At 62.4% G+C, this 16,813-nt stretch carries 18 protein-coding genes; 6 read left to right on the plus strand and 12 right to left on the minus strand.

The features are described from left to right. Positions 1-81: 81 nt before the first annotated feature. Positions 82-555 carry a hypothetical protein gene (locus art_RS14270; protein ID WP_038465801.1) on the plus strand — a complete coding sequence of 158 codons (474 nt, stop codon included), beginning with the start codon at positions 82-84 and terminating at the stop codon, positions 553-555. A 51-nt stretch (positions 556-606) separates the two neighbouring features. Here the strand turns inward: art_RS14270 and art_RS14275 are convergent, their stop codons facing one another. The 4 genes from art_RS14275 to art_RS14295 form a co-directional block, all read right to left on the minus strand. Next, a complete protein-coding gene (locus art_RS14275) occupies positions 607-1,266 on the minus strand; it encodes a pentapeptide repeat-containing protein (RefSeq protein ID WP_038470320.1) in 660 nt (219 codons plus the stop codon). A 46-nt stretch (positions 1,267-1,312) separates the two neighbouring features. Further along, complete coding sequence (locus art_RS14280) at positions 1,313-1,507, minus strand: hypothetical protein (RefSeq protein WP_253901367.1); 195 nt, start codon at positions 1,505-1,507, stop codon at positions 1,313-1,315. A gap of 135 nt (positions 1,508-1,642) precedes the next feature. Then, positions 1,643-2,092, minus strand: coding sequence for an ASCH domain-containing protein (locus art_RS14285; RefSeq protein WP_052136582.1), 450 nt, complete (start codon positions 2,090-2,092; stop codon positions 1,643-1,645). A 671-nt stretch (positions 2,093-2,763) separates the two neighbouring features. After that, entirely contained in the window at positions 2,764-3,312 is a 549-nt protein-coding gene (locus tag art_RS14295; RefSeq protein ID WP_038465806.1) for a TetR/AcrR family transcriptional regulator, read from the minus strand. A gap of 100 nt (positions 3,313-3,412) precedes the next feature. Here art_RS14295 and art_RS14300 point away from each other — a divergent pair, with 100 nt between their 5' ends. Next, positions 3,413-3,913 (plus strand): HPP family protein, encoded by a 501-nt coding sequence (locus tag art_RS14300; protein WP_038465809.1) that lies wholly within the window; start codon positions 3,413-3,415, stop codon positions 3,911-3,913. 178 nt (positions 3,914-4,091) lie between these two features. Then, positions 4,092-4,253, plus strand: coding sequence for a hypothetical protein (locus tag art_RS22300; protein WP_157875276.1), 162 nt, complete (start codon positions 4,092-4,094; stop codon positions 4,251-4,253). 48 nt (positions 4,254-4,301) lie between these two features. On the opposite strand, the gene art_RS14305 is transcribed toward art_RS22300, so the two are convergent. From art_RS14305 to art_RS14320, 4 genes are all read right to left on the minus strand, one after another. After that, entirely contained in the window at positions 4,302-5,174 is an 873-nt protein-coding gene (locus tag art_RS14305) for a DUF4031 domain-containing protein (protein WP_038465811.1), read from the minus strand. Between the two features lie 109 nt (positions 5,175-5,283). Next, positions 5,284-5,493 (minus strand): helix-turn-helix transcriptional regulator, encoded by a 210-nt coding sequence (locus art_RS14310; RefSeq protein WP_038465813.1) that lies wholly within the window; start codon positions 5,491-5,493, stop codon positions 5,284-5,286. After that, on the minus strand, positions 5,490-5,900 hold the full coding sequence (locus art_RS14315) for a hypothetical protein (protein WP_038465816.1): 411 nt from the start codon (positions 5,898-5,900) through the stop codon (positions 5,490-5,492). Before art_RS14315 ends, art_RS14310 begins: the two co-directional genes overlap by 4 nt. A gap of 106 nt (positions 5,901-6,006) precedes the next feature. Beyond that, entirely contained in the window at positions 6,007-6,786 is a 780-nt protein-coding gene (locus tag art_RS14320; protein WP_038465818.1) for a MerR family transcriptional regulator, read from the minus strand. Positions 6,787-7,032: 246 nt separating this feature from the next. Here art_RS14320 and art_RS14330 point away from each other — a divergent pair, with 246 nt between their 5' ends. Then, positions 7,033-8,094 (plus strand): 2,3-butanediol dehydrogenase, encoded by a 1,062-nt coding sequence (locus art_RS14330; RefSeq protein ID WP_038465822.1) that lies wholly within the window; start codon positions 7,033-7,035, stop codon positions 8,092-8,094. Positions 8,095-8,291: 197 nt separating this feature from the next. After that, positions 8,292-10,907 carry an ATP-dependent chaperone ClpB gene (gene clpB / locus art_RS14335; RefSeq protein WP_038465824.1) on the plus strand — a complete coding sequence of 872 codons (2,616 nt, stop codon included), beginning with the start codon at positions 8,292-8,294 and terminating at the stop codon, positions 10,905-10,907. A gap of 99 nt (positions 10,908-11,006) precedes the next feature. Here clpB and art_RS14340 read toward each other — a convergent pair whose 3' ends face one another. After that, positions 11,007-12,497: a hypothetical protein gene (locus art_RS14340; RefSeq protein ID WP_038465826.1), complete on the minus strand. Its 1,491-nt coding sequence runs from the start codon at positions 12,495-12,497 to the stop codon at positions 11,007-11,009. 323 nt (positions 12,498-12,820) lie between these two features. Here art_RS14340 and art_RS14345 point away from each other — a divergent pair, with 323 nt between their 5' ends. After that, positions 12,821-13,051, plus strand: a complete 231-nt coding sequence (locus tag art_RS14345) for a DUF3073 domain-containing protein (RefSeq protein ID WP_038465829.1) — start codon at positions 12,821-12,823, stop codon at positions 13,049-13,051. A 569-nt stretch (positions 13,052-13,620) separates the two neighbouring features. On the opposite strand, the gene purM is transcribed toward art_RS14345, so the two are convergent. The 3 genes from purM to art_RS14360 form a co-directional block, all read right to left on the minus strand. Beyond that, complete coding sequence (purM, locus tag art_RS14350; protein WP_038465832.1) at positions 13,621-14,769, minus strand: phosphoribosylformylglycinamidine cyclo-ligase; 1,149 nt, start codon at positions 14,767-14,769, stop codon at positions 13,621-13,623. A gap of 12 nt (positions 14,770-14,781) precedes the next feature. Further along, positions 14,782-16,359: an amidophosphoribosyltransferase gene (gene purF, locus art_RS14355; RefSeq protein WP_038465835.1), complete on the minus strand. Its 1,578-nt coding sequence runs from the start codon at positions 16,357-16,359 to the stop codon at positions 14,782-14,784. An 86-nt stretch (positions 16,360-16,445) separates the two neighbouring features. Continuing rightward, positions 16,446-16,784, minus strand: a complete 339-nt coding sequence (locus art_RS14360) for a hypothetical protein (protein WP_038465837.1) — start codon at positions 16,782-16,784, stop codon at positions 16,446-16,448. Between the last annotated feature and the right edge of the window lie 29 nt (positions 16,785-16,813).

Here is a 16,813-nt window from a genome sequence, read left to right on the forward strand (position 1 = left end):
GACAACAACGCACTGTGCGGGCGGAGGCGCTCGCGGAAGGATTGAATCATCAAGTTCTTCCGCCTTTTGAAAGTAGTCACCATGATTGAATCCCTGCAGTCCTTCATCTCGTCCCTGCCCCCGATGATGCAGTGGATCGGCGTGCTGCTCATCGCCGCCATTCCGTTTGTTGAATCCTATTTCGGCTCGGCGGTGGGCGTGATTGGCGGGTTGAACCCCGCGGTTGCCATTAGCGTGGCGGTGGTGGGAAACATTGTCTCCATGCTGATCTTCGTCCTCAGTGCGCACGGGGTTCGGGCCAAGGCCACCGCGGGCAAGGCGCCGAAGGAGTTGACCCCGCGCCGGGCCAAACTGCGCAACGCCTTCGACAAGTACGGTGTTGCGGGTGTCAGCCTGGCCGGCCAAGCCATTCTGCCCAGCCAGATTACCTCGGCCGCCATGGTCTCCTTTGGGGCGCCGAAGAATGCCGTCATCCTGTGGCAGGTCATTTCCATCATCATCTGGGGCACCGCATTTGGCATCCTCGCCAGTTTGGGTGTCGCGCTGATTGGCTAGACCTGTACGACGGCGGCGCCCGGGCGGGGACCTGCCTTCCGTCCCAGCCGCTCAGGCGACCGTGATGCCCAGGTGCGCTGCCAAGATGGGTGCCAGCAGTCCCAGCTGGTAGTCGTCAATCACGACGCCGGACAGGGAGCCAATGCCGTTGAGCGTGCGGAAGTCTGTGGTGCGGAGATCAACGTCCTTCAGAGTTGCCTGCTGCAGGTCGAGGGTGCCGATCCGGCAGTTCTGCAAGGCCAAGCGGGTGACGTTGGCCCCGCCCAGGTCCAGTTCTCCGATGATGCAATCGCTGATTTGCAGGTCGATGATCTTGGAGGCGCGCAGGTTCAGGAAGTCGATCTTGCCGCCGTCAATCCGCACCGATTGCCAGCTGCTGTCGTAGAGTTCGGCTGAACCCCATCGCGGGGACGTTATTTCCGTGTCCCGCCAGCTAGTCCGGGCGCCCTTCATGATCGGGGCGAAGCTGTCATTGATGACCGAGCCGCGGAAGCGTACGCCACGCAATTCAGCATCGTTGAGTGTTGGGCTGTTGAGCTCGCACTCCAGAAAGTCCGTAGAGGTCAGGTTGGTTTCATCGAAGGCGGTCCGGTCAAACCGCTGGCCGTCATAGGTCTCGCCGGGGCCAAAGAACGCATCGTCGTTGTCCGCCAGGTCATGGAGGTCAAGTGGAGTGAGCCGGGGTGCGCGCGGTGCATTCTTCGAAGCCATGTACCAAGGGTATCCGGCAGCGGATTTTGCGGGATTCTGATAATCCTCAGTCATCGAAGCGGATGCTCAACCCGGATCTGTACGCATCACCGGCGTCTGCCGCGGGTGCCCCCGCTGCGGGATCGGCTCCGGCCGGCCATGCCCGGGTTGCCCGAAAGTTGTAACCGTCCTGTTCGGCGGCTTCCCACTCGAGCGCGACTTCCTGCCCGGGCGCCAACGTGCGAAACCCCTGCAGTGCCACGGCCGAAAAATGGGCCCAGCAGCCGCCCGGAGTCTGCTCCGAGTCGATGACGCCCCAGCCTTCGTCATCGTGCCAAATAACGGACGGTTCCTGAGGTCTCAGTGGCGCCAGCTTAAGGGAAATGTGACGGACTGGCTATGGCAGCCGGGCGATGACCTTGAAGCGTTGGAGCACCAGCATCGTGGAGTCATCCACCGTGAATTCCGGGTCCTTCATGGCCGCTCTCATGTCAGGGGAATGCCAAAAGTCTTCATGGCCGGCCCGCCACTGGGCCACGGTGGTGAAGCCTTCACCCTCGTCGACGGCGTGCTGCAGATCGACGTCCGCCAGCCTGTCCATGCGAACCTCGGTCATTTCGATGACGGCTACGCCGTGGCCCGCGGAGTCCACCACCACTTCCCGTTCGCCCACGCGGGGCAGCTTTTCCTGTTCCACCTCAAATTCAATGAGTGTGGCCGTGGTGGAGATTTTTGACCCATCCAAAATCGCCGCAATGAGCTTCTCGCGCAGCGGACCCGGGAAAGCGAATTCGCAGATCGGAAGCCCGGCGAATTCCGGCGCGGTTCTGAGGTCTTTGCTGGTCATGCCCAAAGCCTACTGCGCGACCCGACGCTCCTTATTTGGCGCAACTGTGCCATATGTCCGGGGGCTGGTTGCAAGAAGCGTGAAGACCGGCCCAGGGTCTACGCGGGTGAGAGGAAACTGTCGTATTACTAACAGCATATTTCGGGTGGGCTGACGCGGTCACACTTCCGTCAGTAACCGTGTCCTCGTCCCACATGCAAGCGGACCACCTTCACCGCACGTGGACAGTCGGAACACGAATCGCCTAATGCCTGAGGCAGCTACAAGTAGTGTCCCGTATAGGGTTCGCGACGTTCATAGAAACGATGCGCATCTTCTCAAACTTTGTCGCTGGTCAACTGGACCAAGGCAACAATGCGGCGACGGCCCTCAGCGACAGTCCAGTTCATCATCTCTGAGCCAAGTTCGTTGCCACGCAGTCGCTCATGTACCCGGACTGCTTCCACGATCAGTCGTGTCGCGCCTGACCGTGCGAGACCGGGAATGACGGTCAACTGCATGGTTACGATATCGGTTTCGGTCTCATCGACCGCAACTAACAGTAGTTGTGCGGGGTCGGCATCGATTGCATGGAAGGCGGCCAGACACAGGGAGCGATGCTCAGGCGCCGCGGAACTTTCGGCCCGTCGAATGGGGTCGTTGGCCCGAAGGTTGTTGGTGGCGAGTCGGAGTTAGGCGATCAGCAGTTGAGCTGCTGCACCTTTCGCCTGTGCGGCGGCATCTGCGTTACCCGATATCCCTGCGGTTACCATGCAGCCCTCAACCAGGAGGAATACCCCATCGGCCACTGATCGTGATGCTCCTGCCTCCGATACCACCTCGTTCACATAGTTTCGAAGCCGTGTCTTGTGTCGACGTACTGCGTCAGCGACATCTGACGAGCTTGCGCCGAGCTCGCCGAAAGCGTTGATCCATGCGCAACCTCGGTGCCCTTCGCCTGCAAGCCAGCTAGCCAGCCAATCGAAGATCGCCAGCACCCGACTCTCCGACTGTGTTTCGCGGTCAACTCGCCGTGCGAGCGAGGCATGCCATCGATCGTCGCGTCGATCGAGCATAGCGACCGCGATCGCGTCCTTACCTTCGAACAGAGAGTAGATGCGCTTCAACGGCATGCCAGATGAGGAACGAAGGGCATCCATCCCAACGGTTTGGAATCCGCGTTCGTAGAACAGTTTCTCTGCTGCGTCCAACAGCTGATCGACTTCGGGGCGAGACGTCATGACTTGTCACTATCCTTCGAATTTGCTCTGAGAACGTTCGTTCTCTATGCTATCAAATTACCGGAGAACGATCGTTCTCACATTCAGAAGGAGTGCAGCTGTGGCATCGGACGTAAAACAGATCCTGGCCAGCAAGGCCCCCGCGCGCCCGACCATGACCATACTGCTGGTCGCGACGCTCACGTCGACCGTAGCTCTCGTGACCCTTGTTGGACTAGGCATCCTGACTGGGCACCTTCTGCTCATCCCGCCCATGGCTGCCAGCATGGCACTCGTCGCCGGCGCGCCGTCTTTGCCATTGTCTCAGCCTCGAAATGTCATCGGCGGCCAGGTGATCTCGGCCATCGTGGGCGTCACGGTCGGACTGGCTAGCCACTCGCTCTGGGCGGCTGCTATCGCTGGAGGTCTCGCGCTCGGGGCAATGCTGCTGACGCGCACGTCGCATTCTCCAGCCGCTGCAACTGCCGTCATCGGGGCAATGGCCGTGGATGGTCAGCTCTCCTTTGTCGCCTGCGCCGGATTCGCGGCTATCGTGCTCGTACTGTTCGGACTGTCCCGCTCCGCTTTCAGGCGTACGACGTATCCGCTGTACTGGTGGTAGACGCTGCTGTCAAAAACACTATGGCCTCATAAAACCAACCATTCCCCTAAACGGTTCGGCAATCGGGCCGAACGACAGAGTTGCAGATTGCGACGTGGACACGCGTGGATGCAAAGTGAAACCGTGAAATAAGGAACTCCCTTTCAACTCTGTTGCGGGAACCTGACAGAGTTAGCGCATGGATATCACCTGGCTCCTCGTCGTACTCATTCTCATTGTCTTGTTCGCGAGCATCAGCATCGTCGGTGCGCTGCGTCGGATTCGTGCTGCGAGCGAAAAAGCACTCGCGATACTTGAGGACCAGTCCGCTCGGCAGGCCACGGAGAACTCGTCCCAGTAGCCGTTCCCCTTACGGGGCGCTCGACGTCAAATTATTGGCTCGCCCGATTTAAGGGGTCAAGATAGCCGACAGCTCCCGGCTGAGGTTTTCCTGCGCCCGGGCGGCCCACAATTCCTTGCCCTTGGCTGTGTGGAACAGCGGCTGCAGCGCCAGTAATTGACGCACGACGGCGGCCCTCCCCTTGGCAAAATCACCCTCCGACACGTGGGCATAGTCCCTCCGCACTCCGGAAACGTAGCGGGAGTAGGCTTGCGGCTCACCGCCGAGGATGGCCAGGTCGGCGTCGCACAGGAGATGTCCGGCGATGTCGCCGGTAGCGGGGGAGTGGGTGGCTGTCAGCCTGACCAGGCGGCCAACCTCCGCCGTTTCGTCAACTGACAGCAGCTTGTTTAAGCGCGCTTGTGCCAAAACGGCGGAATCCTCCTCGTCGGCAGCCGTGCCGTTGTAGACGGCGTCGTGAAACCAGGCAGCCAGCGCAACGGGCCGGGGCGTCTGGTGCCCGGTCAAGGCGTCCAGCGCCTCCAAGACCGCCAGCAGATGTGTGGCGGAATGGTAGTGGCGGTGGGGTTCGCTCCATCGCCCCAGTAGTTCGGCACCCAGCCCCGGCTGCCTCGGCATGAGTGCGTTCCAGCGCAGCTCCAAAACTGTGGACACGGATTTGACTCGGTACTTGGCCTTGATGCGCAGGCCCGATGCCACCAGGATGCGTGCCAACTCCTTGCCGGAAATTGGTACGGCCCCCGCTGCCATAAGATCCAGGTAGAGCCGCTCGGGCACGTCGTAGTGGTCAAGGTCAAAGGCGCGTTCCGCAACTCCGTTAGCCGCGGCGAAGGCGTGCAGTTCCGCGACCGAGGTGTCGGAGATCAGGTGCGAGAACACCGTCCCGTGTGCCGGCCAAAAGGGTGGATCGATGAAGATCATGGCCTTAGTTTAGGCGCCCGGGTGGAACTGCCGGGGCGAACCGCGGCCGGGCCGAGGGGACAGGAGGCGCGGCGGCGGGGTGGATGCCGTGGTTTGCGGGGAACCCGGACTAGGATCCGAGTTCGGCCTCGTCGTAGTCGAACAGTTCCTCGATGCTGGTGCTGAAGGTTCGGGCCAGTCGAAACGCCAGCGGGAGACTGGGGTTGTACTTGCCCCGCTCCAGGGCTATGACCGTCTGCCGGGAGACGCCAAGCGTTGACGCGAGCTGCTCCTGCGACCAGCCGGCAGCCTTTCTTGACTCTGAGATTTGGTTCTTCAAGACCGGGCTTCCGCAAGGAGGTTGCGCTTGGCCCGGTGGTAGCGGAACCAGAATGCCGAGATGGCCAGGATGAGGGTGACCAGCATGGCCAGGGCGGCGAATGCTGAATCGGCAAAGATCGCCACCGCCGCAAGGGTGGCCACCAGGATCACGAGGGTGTCGATGTAGGCGGCAGACTGGGCCTGCGTGGCCACTTCCTTCTCAAAGCTGCCCTCGGCCTGCTCCAGTGTCCGCGCCTGGTGGCGCTTCTTCAGGAACATGACCGTCATGCCCGTCGCAAAGACCACGACGGATGAGAGAATGCGCGGCAGCACATCATTGGGCGGTTCGGCGGCGACCGCCCAAGCCGTCAGGATGGCCAGCACTGCAAGTGCGATGGCGACGACACTGATGAATTGTTTCTTCATGCCCCAGCTCCGATACTTCGATGATATATGTAAAGCAACCTTGACATATTGCATGTAATGATGTCAAGGTTACTTTACTTTTCTTAGAAGGCGGGACCGTAGGGCTCTATAGTTCCCGTTCCGCATAGACGCCCAGCGCATCGCTAACAAACTGAGCACCCGCCACGCCGCCGTAATTCGCGGCAAAGCGCTCGTCCGCAACATACATTTCCGCAAGGCCCAAAACGTAGCCGCGTACGTCCCCGCCGGGTGCGGCGGCCGGAGTTCCTGGTATCGAAGAAAGCCAATCAACGTGGCGCCGCGCCAGCTCCTGCGCTTCGGGCGATGACGGCACGGTGCCGCCGGACGACAGGGCAAGCCAGTCGTTGTTCAGTGCCGCAACCTGGGCTTTCCATGTGGACTGACCGGAGGAATCCTTGCCGCGCCACCACGCGTCGCTCTGCGCATACGCCTCCGTGCCCCAGCGCTGTTCCACCTCTTCCTTGTGGTGAGTGTGGTCAAAACCGTCAAGCATGTCCTTTGCCATGATTCCCTCTCCCGCAGCCTCTGCTGCAATGGTCCTTTCAACTGACGCGATGAGCCGCGACAGTCGTTCCTGTTCGCCCCGCAGCAACGCAACATGGGTCCGCAGTGCCGAAGTTGCCGAGCTTTCTTGCGCCAAGACGGTAGAAATCGCGGGCAAGCCCAGTCCCAATTCGCGCAGCAGCAAAATACGTTGCAGCCGCGCCAGTGCGGTCTGGTTGTAGTGCCGGTACCCGTTGCCGGCAATGCGGCTCGGCACCAGCAGTCCGATGGAGTCGTAATGCCGCAGTGTTCGGCTGGTGGTTCCAGCCAGGGCTGCAATTTCCTGGATTGACCAGTCCGACGGGGCCTCTTCGATGCTCATGCAAGCAACTCTAAAGGTTGACGCAACGTCAAGGTCAAGGCCTGTTTTCGCCAAGAAAAATTGTGGCGCCGGCTGAGCGGCCGGTCCACGCAATGTGGCTCACGCCACGCGTGCCCTTCGTGCTGTTCCCTGCTTTCTGCGAGAGCATGGGATTGTCAGCTACTTCGGGGGACCCGGTGGTTCTGCACGGCACGAAGCAGTGCAGTTTGGCCGAGTCTTCAATAATGAAAATCTTGAGGAGCAATCATGAGGGCAGCACGTTACTACGACCGCAATGACATCCGTATCGAGGACATTGCCGAGCCGGAACTGAAGCCGGGAACCGTGGCTATTGACGTTGCCTGGTGCGGTATCTGCGGCACCGACCTGCACGAATACCTGGAAGGGCCCATCTTCATTCCGCCCGCAGGCCACCCACATCCGATCTCCGGAGAGTCCGCTCCCGTGACATTGGGCCACGAGTTCTCCGGAACCATCACGGCGCTGGGTGAGGGGGTCACCGATCTGAGCGTCGGAGAAAACGTGGTGGTGGAGCCGTACATCATCGGTGCGGATGTGGATACGAGCGAAGGTGCCCCGTATCAGTTGTCCAAGGACATGAACTTCATCGGATTGGGTGGTCGCGGTGGCGGACTTGCCGAGAAGATTGTCGTGGAACGGCGCTGGGTCCACCCGATTGGTGACATTCCCCTGGACCAGGCCGCGCTGATTGAACCCCTTTCCGTGGGGCATCATGCCTACGTGCGTTCCGATGCAAAAGCCGGCCAGGTTGCCATCGTGGGTGGGGCGGGGCCCATTGGTCTGCTGACCGCGGCTGTACTCAAGGCCAAGGGTCTGACCGTCTACATCTCCGAACTTTCCGAGGCACGCAAGGCGAAAGCCCTGGAAACCGGTGTTGCTGATGCCGTCTTCGATCCCCGTGAGGGTGACGTTGCCAGCCAGGTCCGCGAGTTGACCAATGGCCAGGGTGCGGATGTCGGATTTGAGTGCTCATCGGTGCCCGCCGTACTGGACATGCTCCTGGACGCCGTCCGCCCAGGTGCGGTCATTGTCAACGTCTCCATCTGGGGTCACAAACCTGCTGTGGACATGCCGAAGCTGGTGCTGAAGGAAGTGGATCTGCGCGGCACCATCGGGTACGCCAACGACCACCCGGACACCATCGCGCTGGTCCAAAGCGGCAAGTTGGACCTTTCTCGCTTCATCACCGGACGGATCGGACTGGACGGGCTGGTCAGTGAAGGTTTTGACCAGTTGATCAACAACAATGAAGCGCACGTGAAAATCATCGTGAACCCGCGCGGCTGAACAGTGCGTCACCCTTGGTAGGTGCGAGGTGCCCGGAAACTGAGTATCAGTTTCCGGGCACCTCTTTGCATTTCAGGCACCGAATGCGCCGGTTTGCGGCCACGGAAAAGCTTCGGAATAAGTTCCACACAAAGTAAGTTGAGCGTAGTAGACTCAACTTTACGACCAGTGAGTCACCACCCACGAAAGGATCTCTCTTGGACGCCAAATTCACCACAAAGAGCCAGGAGGCTCTTTCCGCCGCCGCCATGAACGCCTCCACCGCCGGCAACCCCACCGTGGAGCCCGCCCACCTGCTCAAGGCACTGATGGACCAGCGCCAGGGAGTGGCCGTGGCCCTCCTGAAGGCCGCCGGGGTCGACCCGGATGAGGTCAGCGTCGGTGCCAGCGCCGCCATTCGCAACCTCCCGTCGTCGTCCGGCACCTCAGTGGCCCAGGCCCAGCTCAGCCGCAACACCCTCCTCGTCGTGCAGGCCGCCCAGCAGGCCGCCGAGCGCATGGGCGACAGCTACGTCTCCACGGAGCACCTCCTTTTGGGCCTGGCGGACGACGCCGGAACAACAGGAAGTGCCTTGCGTCAAACGGGTGCCACCCGGGCCGCGCTCGATGCTGCGCTGCCTTCCGTGCGCGGCGACGGTAAGGTCTCCACACCCGATCCAGAGAACACCTTTGAAGCCCTGGAAAAGTTCGGCGTGGATATGACAGCCATTGCCCGCACCGGAAAGCTGGACCCCGTCATTGGACGTGACGCCGAGATCCGCCGCGTCATCCAGGTGCTGAGCCGGCGCACCAAGAACAACCCCGTGCTCATTGGCGAGCCCGGCGTGGGCAAAACTGCCGTCGTCGAGGGCCTGGCCCAGCGCATGGTGGCCGGCGACGTGCCCGAGTCCCTGCGCGGAAAGAGCCTCATCAGCCTTGACCTGTCCGCCATGGTGGCCGGCGCCAAATACCGCGGCGAATTTGAGGAGCGGCTCAAGGCCGTCCTGGAGGAAATCAAGGCCTCGGACGGGCAGATCGTCACGTTCATCGATGAAATTCACACGGTGGTTGGCGCGGGTGCCTCCGAGGGTGCCATGGACGCCGGCAACATGCTCAAGCCCATGCTGGCCCGCGGCGAGCTGCGCCTGATCGGTGCAACCACGCTGGATGAGTACCGCGAAAACATTGAAAAGGACCCTGCCCTGGAACGCCGCTTCCAGCAGGTGTTCGTGGGCGAACCCAGTGTTGATGACACCATCGGCATCCTGCGCGGGCTGAAGGAACGCTACGAGGCGCACCACAAGGTCGCCATCGCTGACTCCGCACTCGTTGCCGCCGCGACGCTGTCCAGCCGCTACATCAGCGGCCGCCAGCTGCCGGACAAGGCCATCGACCTGATGGATGAGGCCGCGTCCCGCCTGCGCATGGAGATCGATTCCGCGCCGGAGGAGATCGACCAGCTGCGCCGCGCCGTCGACCGTTTGACCATGGAGGAGCTGGCGCTGTCCGGCGAAACCGACCCGGCCTCGATTGAGCGGCTGGAGGCCCTGCGCGCCGACATGGCCGACAAGAAGGAGGAGCTCTCCGGGCTCAACGCCCGTTGGGAGGCAGAAAAAGCCGGGCTGAACCGGGTCGGTGACCTGAAGGCCAAGCTCGACGAGCTGCGATCCGTGGCCGACAAGGCCCAGCGCGACGGCGACCTCGAGCAGGCCTCCCGGATTCTCTACGGCGAAATCCCGGCGCTGCAACATGAAATGGAGGCTGCCGCCGCGGAGGAGGAATCCACCGACAAGCCCGAGCTGATGGTGGCCGAAGAAGTCACCGCCGACGACATCGCAGAGGTCATTTCCGCCTGGACCGGCATTCCGGCCGGGCGCATGCTGCAGGGTGAAAGCCAGAAGCTACTGCAGATGGAGCAGGTCCTGGGGTCCCGGCTGATCGGCCAGTCCGCCGCGGTGACAGCCGTGTCCGACGCCGTGCGCCGCGCCCGCGCCGGCATCAGCGACCCCGACCGCCCCACCGGTTCGTTCCTCTTCCTCGGTCCCACCGGTGTTGGCAAGACCGAGCTGGCCAAGGCCCTGGCCGACTTCCTCTTCGACGACGAACGCGCCATGATCCGCATCGACATGAGCGAGTACTCCGAGAAGCACTCGGTGTCCCGCCTGGTCGGTGCCCCCCCCGGATACGTGGGCTACGACGAGGGCGGGCAGCTGACGGAAGCCGTGCGCCGTCGTCCGTATTCGGTGGTGCTGCTGGATGAGGTGGAGAAGGCGCACCCGGAAGTCTTTGACATCCTCTTGCAGGTGTTCGACGACGGCCGGCTCACCGACGGGCAGGGCCGCACCGTGGACTTCCGCAACGTCATCATCGTGCTGACCTCCAACCTGGGTTCGCAGTTTCTGGTGGATCCGTCACTGACTGACGATGAAAAGCACAAGGCCGTCATGTCCATCGTGGAGGCCTCGTTCAAGCCGGAGTTCCTGAACCGGCTCGACGAGATCGTCATGTTTGACGCGCTGAGCGTGGAGCAGCTCTCGAAGATTGTGGACCTGCAGGTGCAGTCGCTCTCGGCCCGCCTGTACGAACGGCGCCTGAGTCTGGAAGTGACCGACGCTGCGAAGGCATGGCTGGCACTGACCGGCTACGACCCCGCCTACGGTGCCCGTCCGCTGCGCCGGCTGGTCCAGCGCCAGATCGGCGACAGGCTGGCCAAGGAGATCCTGGCCGGGACCATCACCGACGGGGACACCGTCCTGGTGGACACGGCCGCCGACTTCGACGAGCTGGATATGGACTCTGCTGCCGGGGCAGGGCTGACGGTCAGCCGCAAGTAGGGCAGACGCCCATAAAATGACAGCGACCCGTGAGATATGGTGACTTAGATTTCCCTAAGTCGCCTTATCTCACGGGTCGCTGTGGTGCGTTCGTCAGGGTTATTGCGTCAGCGAGAGTGTTAGCGGGTTGCCGGCGCGGGTGTCGTGGACCATGCAGTCGACACGGCGGTCGGCCTTGTCCTTCCACGTGCTTTCTGATGGGTAGGCGGTGGTCTGCTTCAAGGTCTTCAGCGCCGATGCTTCCGATGTGAATTGCACACCCTTGCATACCTGTGCAGCCTTGGCCTTGAGCTCAGGCACGCCCGGGAACGCTTCATCCAGGTCGTAGTAGAAGGTGCCCACCAATTGTGCGTTGTGGGGGGAGCTGCACAGCACAACATCTGCGACCGTTGAGGTGTCCTGGAAGTCGCGCAGGCAATCGCCTTCGAGCCAATTCAAGGGCGAAACCTCCGCGACAATAAGGTCGGAGTCTGCGCCCGACGTGGCGTTGCTCGAGACCAAGCTTTGCTGGGCCAGCGACGAATCGCTGCTGATGGGCGCGGCACCGTTCTTGCCGTCACCGCTAAACAAGCCGACCAGCAGCATAATGAACGCAACCAGCAGCGCCAGGCCCACGAGGGCAATGCCCGCGACGATCATGATCTTCTTCGGGTTGCCTTCCGTTTGCGTGCTGCCGGCTGATGTTTGCGGCGTGTCCGGCGCCTTGGCAGCGGAAGCGGCGGCCGGGGCCGTCCCTGCCGGTATCGCGGGTGTCACAGCGGCGGCCGGGATTGCGGGAAGTGTGGAACCTGCCACATCCCCGGTGCCGGCAGCCGCGGCTTCGGCCGCAGCATCTGCGGCATTGCGCGAGATCTGCGAGGGCGACTGCCAGGATTCCCCCTTGGGCTTCCACGGCGTGCTCGACTGCTCCCACTTGGTCTCTGGGCGGCGCCAGCCGTGCCCGTCGGCAATGCCTGGGCCAATGTGTCCCGGCTCCTTGGAGGCGGTGCCGCCTTCGAGCGCGTCCCCGCCGGCGGACTGCCCCTCCTCGGAAGGTTCGACGGCGGATTCCTCCCCGGGTGCCTCATCCCCGGGAACGGCTGTGTCGGGGGTCGGGGCGTCAGGTGCAGCGGATGAATCAGGAATGCCGGCAGTAGCCTTGTCGTCCGGGGCTTGAACCGTTTCTTCCGCAACGGCTCCCGCGGTTTCAATGTCAACTGTTGGGGCTTCAGGAACTTGGGTCGCTGCAACGTCGGACGCATCAGGAACCTCAGCCGCGGTTTCAGGTGCGGGCACCTCAGCCGCGGGCACCTCAACATCAGGCTGCCGAGCCTCAGGCGCCAAAGGCGAGGCGGCCGCGGAGGCGGCGGCAGCTCCGGCGTCGGGCGTCCCCAGGTCGGTGGAAACACCCAGGGCGGCCAGCTTCGCTTCATGTTCAACGGCAGCGGCCTCGGCCGCGGCGGCCTTGAGGTCAACGGTCTCGGCGACGTCCTCGCTGATCTGGGCGGCACCCAGCTCGGGCGCGGTGATCTCGGGCTCCACGGATTCCGGGGCGGCGTCGGCGGGCTGCTCCGGGGTGCCATGATCGTTGGCTTTGCTGCTCTCGTTCATGGGGTTAACCTTCCGTGGTGCGCCGGGGAAGCGCAAGATTCAATGCTCGTGATGGCGATTATAGGTGTTTGATGACACTTGGTGGCAGCCAGTGGCGCGCCGCTCCGGTGGAACAAATGCTCCCCATATACGTGACTCTACCGAATAAAGCGCCCCCGGCGTCCCTTTCGGAGGTTTGGCTATGGGCAGAACGGCATGGTGAAGGACGCGATGTGGGCAGAACTCATGTAATCTAGGACTACGACAAATTGACCGAATATTCCGGAGCCTCGCTCTTAGCCCGAGCGACCACCTCCGGTCCAAGTGTAAAAGGGGGTCTCGCCATGGGGCGCGGCCGTCAAAAGGCGAAGGCAACCAAGCAGGCTCGGGACATCAAGTACTACTCCCCGAACACTGACTATTCCGCTCTGCAAAAAGAGCTCGGTGCGACTACTCGGCGAGCCCCGAGCCATCACAGTGAGATCCCCGCAGAGCCGGACTACTCGGCATATGAAGACAAATATGCGGATCAGTTTGAGGACGACGACGAAGTGGAATCCCGCCGAATTGGCTAGGATCCGCTAACTGAAGCAAACGCAACAAACCCTGCACGACGCACAGCGAATTGGCTGAGGCGACGTGCGGGGATTTTGTTGTCCCCAAAACGGACCCACACCCTCCCTGTCTTGTGGCTACGCCCCACTCGTCTTGTGGGCACACCCCATGCGTGGAAAATGACACCGATCCCGCTTTCTGACACCGGGATCCGGGATCCGGGCTCCGAAAGCGGGATCGGTGTCATATTCCGCAACGGCGCCTTCCTCTTCGCTGACATTGCGGCGAGGGCGTATTCTCACTCTGAACGTGGCGCACGGTTACACCTTAACCGTGCGCCACTCTTGGAGGGGGTGGCGCACCATTCTCTCTGCGTATCCGTGCGCGGAAGTTGTGCGGGGAGGTGCTCATACGCGCCAGTAACAACGAGTGGTGCGTATGAGTTCGCGGTGGTGTCCATTGACCGGGCGAATGCAAAAAAGGACGGCGTTCGCGCAAAAAGCGGGTGGTATACCACCCGCCGATTACGCGAACACCGTCCTTTTGCGCTGGCCGGGACCGACCGGCGTCGGATGTTGCTTGGGAAATACTAGGAGGCGTAGTTGCCGACCAGGCGGACCGCACCGCCATCAACACCCTTGGCGCCCTGGGTGTAGTCGGAACCGGTCTTGTCCGAGTCCGAGGATTCGCGGGTGACGGTGCCCATGACCCAGGACGGCAGGCCGCGGGAGTTGAGGCGGGCCAAGGCGTCGTCGGCGGCGTCGGCCGAAACCACAGCCACCATGCCCACACCAAGGTTCAGGGTGCGTTCGAGGTCGGCCAGCGGCACGTTGCCCAGCTGGGACACCAGGTTGAAGATGGCCGGCAGGCTCCACGTGGAACGGTCAACCGTGCCGATCAGGCCCTGCGGCAGGACGCGTGCCAGGTTGGCAGCGAGGCCGCCGCCGGTGATGTGGCTGAAACCGTGAACGGCCTTTTCCTGCGTGACAGGAAGGTAGCGGGTCAAATCCAGGCAGTCGGCGGCGTACACGCGCGTCGGCTCCAGGAGTTCCTCGCCCAGGGTGCGGCCGAACTCGGAAACCTGGCGGTCCAAGGCCCAGCCGGCACGGTTGATGACGCTGCGGACAAGTGAGTAGCCGTTGGAGTGCAGGCCGGAGGAAGCCATGCCGATGATGACATCACCCTCGCGCACTCGTTCCGGACCCAGCAACAAATCAGCCTCGACGACACCCGTGCAAGCACCTGCGACGTCGTACTCATCAGGAGCCAACAGGCCGGGATGCTCGGCGGTTTCGCCGCCCACCAGCGCAGTTCCGGCGACCTTGCAGGCGCCGGCGATGCCGCGGACAATGTCGGCCACGCGCTGCGGGACAACCTTGCCGGTGGCGATGTAGTCGGTCATGAACAGCGGTTCGGCGCCAACCACAACGATGTCATCGACAACCATGCCGACGAGGTCGTAGCCAATGGTGTCGTGGATGTCCATGGCCTGCGCGATGGCAACCTTGGTGCCCACACCATCGGTGGAGGTGGCCAGCAGCGGCTTCTTGTAGGTCAGCAGCTTGGAGACGTCATACAGGCCGGCGAACCCGCCGAACCCGCCCACAACGTTCGGGCCGTGGGTTGCCTTGACGGCTTCCTTCATCAATTCAACGGCGAGGTCGCCTGCTTCGGTGTCAACACCGGCGCTGGCGTAAGTGATTGCCTGGGCGGCTGAATCATGGGAGGCGTTGGTCATGGCGTCTCTTTCTTACGGATTATTCGTAGAACCGTCGGGAGCGGTGCGGTCCTGGTCGGTCAGGATGGAATCCATCTCCGAATCGGGTCCCGGATCGCACCCCGTGGAGGGGGTGGCGTTGCCGGCGGCGGTGCGCTCGAGCAGGTTCTTGCCCAAACGGTCGCTGCTGGGAAGTTCAATGGGGTACGTGCCCGTGAAGCAGGCGGTGCACAGACGTTCGCGCGGCTGGTTGGTGGCGTTGATCATGCCGTCTTCGGAGATGTACTCCAGGGAATCGGCTCCGATGGACTTGGCGATCTCATCAATCGCTGCACCGTTGGCGATCAGTTCCGCCCGGGAGGCGAAATCGATGCCGTAGAAGCAGGGCCAGCGCACGGGCGGTGAGGAAATCTTGACGTGGACCTCGGCGGCGCCGGCTTCGCGCAGCATGCGGACCACGGCGCGCTGGGTGTTGCCGCGGACAATGGAATCATCCACCACCACGATGCGCTTGCCGCGGATCACGGAATCCAGGGCGTTCAGCTTCAGCTTGATGCCGAGCTTGCGCAGGGTGTCGCTGGGCTGGATGAAGGTGCGGCCAACATAGGCGTTTTTCACAAAGCCGTGGGCGAACGGGATGCCGGATTGTTCGGCATAGCCAATGGCCGCCGGGGTTCCGGATTCGGGAACGGGAATGACAAGGTCAGCATTGGCGTGGTTTTCGCGGGCCAACTGGCGGCCCATCTCAACACGGGATTCGTACACTGAACGGCCGGCAATTGTGGCGTCCGGGCGGGCCAGGTACACGTATTCAAACACGCAGCCGGCCGGGGTGGCCGGGGCGAAACGCTGGGAGCGCACGCCTTCCTCATCGATGGCAATGAATTCGCCGGGCTCGATCTCGCGGATCAACGTGGCGCCAATGGTGTTCAGGGCGGCGCCTTCGGAGGCCACAACCCAGCCGCTTTCAAGACGACCAAGCACCAGCGGGCGGACTCCGTGCGGGTCGCGGGCGGCGTAGAGGGTGTGCTCATCCATGAACACGAAGCAGAACGCGCCGTGGACCTTGGGGAGCAGCTCCATGGCGGTTTCTTCGAGGGTATGGCCCTCCTTGCCCTGCAGCAAGGTGGTGACCAGCGCCGTGTCGGTGGTGTTGCCCTGCGCCATCTCTCCGGCGGTGGGTACGCCGTAGCGGGCAATGACCATCTCATGCAGTTCCGCAGAGTTCGTCAGGTTGCCGTTGTGCGCCAGGGCGACGGTGCCGCTGCCTGTTGCGCCCAGGGTGGGCTGGGCGTTGGCCCAGTTGGCTGAACCGGTGGTGGAATACCGGCAATGGCCCACAGCCATGTGCCCGGTCAGCGTGTTCAGTGTGGACTCGTCAAAGACCTGGGAAACGAGCCCCATATCCTTGTACACACTGATCCGCTTGCCATCGCTTGTTGCGATGCCCGCCGATTCTTGGCCACGGTGCTGCAGTGAATACAGCCCGTAATAGGTTAGTTTGGCGACCTCTTCGCCGGGGGCCCAGATGCCCAGGACGCCGCAAGCGTCCTGAGGTCCCTTTTCGCCGGGCAAAAGGTCATGTGATAGTTTTCCGTCTCCGCGTGCCACGAAAAAATTATCTCATGTAATGGCAACGTCCTCTAACCACCAACCACAAGTGCCCGGAGTTATGCGGGTCTTGGGAGGGTCCGCGATTAGGCGGTTTCAGCCTCGGCGTTGCTGTTGTCATCAGGGAGGGATTCAACGAGGAGAGTTTTCGTCTTCCGCCGGCCCTGGTGGTCAAGGATGAGCGCCACAAGGGCGCCCAGGCCGACGCCGGGCAGCACCATGAGCACGGCAAACAAGCCAAAGACGCTTGTGGCGGCAAAATCGCCATCCGAGGGGAGCAGGAACGTGAAAAGAGCCGCTGTGGCCACGCCCGCCAGGCCGCCCGCAATCAGGAACGGAACATACTTCGGGGCGCGGCGCACCTGCAGTTTGCGGGGCTCGCCCGCAGTTATTTCCGGCGGGCTGGTGTCAGGCTGGGAAGTCATGCATCAATGGTACCTGTCCAAGCTTGGAC

Source organism: Arthrobacter sp. PAMC 25486 (genome assembly GCF_000785535.1).
Classification (GTDB): domain Bacteria; phylum Actinomycetota; class Actinomycetes; order Actinomycetales; family Micrococcaceae; genus Specibacter.

Coding starts and splice junctions, on each gene's coding strand:
- art_RS14270 (WP_038465801.1), top strand. CDS start 82: ATGATTGAATCCCTGCAGTCCTTCATCTCGTCCCTGCCCCCGATGATG.
- art_RS14275 (WP_038470320.1), bottom strand. CDS start 1,266: ATGGCTTCGAAGAATGCACCGCGCGCACCCCGGCTCACTCCACTTGAC.
- art_RS14285 (WP_052136582.1), bottom strand. CDS start 2,092: ATGACCAGCAAAGACCTCAGAACCGCGCCGGAATTCGCCGGGCTTCCG.
- art_RS14295 (WP_038465806.1), bottom strand. CDS start 3,312: ATGACGTCTCGCCCCGAAGTCGATCAGCTGTTGGACGCAGCAGAGAAA.
- art_RS22300 (WP_157875276.1), top strand. CDS start 4,092: ATGGATATCACCTGGCTCCTCGTCGTACTCATTCTCATTGTCTTGTTC.
- art_RS14305 (WP_038465811.1), bottom strand. CDS start 5,174: ATGATCTTCATCGATCCACCCTTTTGGCCGGCACACGGGACGGTGTTC.
- art_RS14315 (WP_038465816.1), bottom strand. CDS start 5,900: ATGAAGAAACAATTCATCAGTGTCGTCGCCATCGCACTTGCAGTGCTG.
- art_RS14320 (WP_038465818.1), bottom strand. CDS start 6,786: ATGAGCATCGAAGAGGCCCCGTCGGACTGGTCAATCCAGGAAATTGCA.
- art_RS14330 (WP_038465822.1), top strand. CDS start 7,033: ATGAGGGCAGCACGTTACTACGACCGCAATGACATCCGTATCGAGGAC.
- art_RS14340 (WP_038465826.1), bottom strand. CDS start 12,497: ATGAACGAGAGCAGCAAAGCCAACGATCATGGCACCCCGGAGCAGCCC.
- art_RS14345 (WP_038465829.1), top strand. CDS start 12,821: ATGGGGCGCGGCCGTCAAAAGGCGAAGGCAACCAAGCAGGCTCGGGAC.
- purM (WP_038465832.1), bottom strand. CDS start 14,769: ATGACCAACGCCTCCCATGATTCAGCCGCCCAGGCAATCACTTACGCC.
- art_RS14360 (WP_038465837.1), bottom strand. CDS start 16,784: ATGACTTCCCAGCCTGACACCAGCCCGCCGGAAATAACTGCGGGCGAG.